General features: G+C 41.5%; 3 protein-coding genes. 1 reads left to right on the top strand and 2 read right to left on the bottom strand.

What is annotated here, in order from left to right:
- Nucleotides 1-310, top strand: a 310-nt coding sequence (locus AAY47_RS19650) for a SymE family type I addiction module toxin (RefSeq protein WP_047772074.1), incomplete at its 5' end; no start/stop codon positions are given.
- Nucleotides 311-387: 77 nt separating this feature from the next.
- Here the strand turns inward: AAY47_RS19650 and AAY47_RS19655 are convergent.
- Together AAY47_RS19655 and AAY47_RS19660 are read right to left on the bottom strand one after the other, a co-directional pair.
- Nucleotides 388-792 carry a hypothetical protein gene (locus AAY47_RS19655; RefSeq protein WP_047772075.1) on the bottom strand — a complete coding sequence of 135 codons (405 nt, stop codon included), beginning with the start codon at nucleotides 790-792 and terminating at the stop codon, nucleotides 388-390.
- A gap of 8 nt (nucleotides 793-800) precedes the next feature.
- Nucleotides 801-1,139 carry an HNH/endonuclease VII fold putative polymorphic toxin gene (locus AAY47_RS19660; protein ID WP_235428426.1) on the bottom strand — a complete coding sequence of 113 codons (339 nt, stop codon included), beginning with the start codon at nucleotides 1,137-1,139 and terminating at the stop codon, nucleotides 801-803.
- Nucleotides 1,140-1,285: the final 146 nt, after the last annotated feature.

The raw sequence follows: 1,285 nt of genomic DNA on the forward strand, positions 1-1,285 counted from the left end.
GCATTCTAGGCAAAACCGTGCCGTAAATAAAGCGACAAAAACAGAACGTTATTACACCGTGGGGTACGTGCCGCAAAATGACAAGGCTAAAGCCCCGCCTGCCATCCATCTTAAAGGCCAGTGGCTTAAGGCCGCTGGCTTTGATAAGGGCTGCACACTCACGGTTAAAATTATGGATGGCTGTCTGGTGCTTATTCCTGACAGTGACGACACCCGCACCATTAAGCAACAGTACCAGCGCCAGCAAGACCAGCTCAGTGAGATCAAGCTGCGAATGCGGGAACTGCTTAGCGACTACAACAGCAATTAAGGGCAGGGACTGAACGGCTCTTAAAAAAGAAGAAAGCCGGAAGATCATGGGGATCTTTCGGCTCACACAATATTTACCTATAGAGCTGGATCATCACCACCATCTATATACGTATCACATCCCTGAAATATAAGATGATCAACATCTATTTCGATAAACCATTCATCACCGGTTTGTGTAATAAATGTCCTGTCGTCTCCCTTTATTACATTGATTTTTCCATAATTTATTTTTTTACAGCCATTTATTATTACATTTTCTCCGCCTAAACCCAAAAGCCTAATAACAATAACATTATAATTTTTTCCCCATAGTCCCCATTTAGATACTTCTTGCTCAGGCTTTTGTTGAGTATGGATATTTAAACTTAACTGTCCGCCAACATTTAAACCTATCTGGCCTAAAAGAACACTTTCAGTTAATCCGTTGGGAAAAATCTGCTTTAAGAATATATTTCTACTAATAAAATCAATGATGTTCATTATATTATTCACTTATCGAAATTATAATGCCCCAAACTATGTTCTTGAATAATTATTTTCTTACCATCTTTACTCACATAATGGTACTGCCGAGTTGTAACTGGAGTACCGTTTGGATTACGAACAACACCGCCGTATCCGTCTCCCAAATCAACCCTTGATATTTCAGATGGATGCTGGCTATTAGGAATTCCCGCATCTCTCTTAGCTTGTCTCAACGCATCACGGCGGCTTGTTCCTTCATAAGTGGTTTTCTTGTTCTTAAGAAGTTTGTCACAGTCATCACCTGCCAGACCGTATGGATCAACCCACGATAGCGGATTATGCACATACCCATACGGATTCAAGCCCCCCATCAGCCCAATGGGGTCTTAGGAGCGATTCCGGTGCGGTCGTACTTTTTTACGTAATTTTTTCTTTGAATATCAGATTATTAAAGAACCGTTTTTACCCGTTTAGCCCACATCCACGAACTTAAAACGCCGATACGCAC

It is taken from the genome of Xenorhabdus griffiniae, assembly GCF_001028135.1.
Lineage (GTDB): Bacteria > Pseudomonadota > Gammaproteobacteria > Enterobacterales > Enterobacteriaceae > Xenorhabdus > Xenorhabdus bakwenae.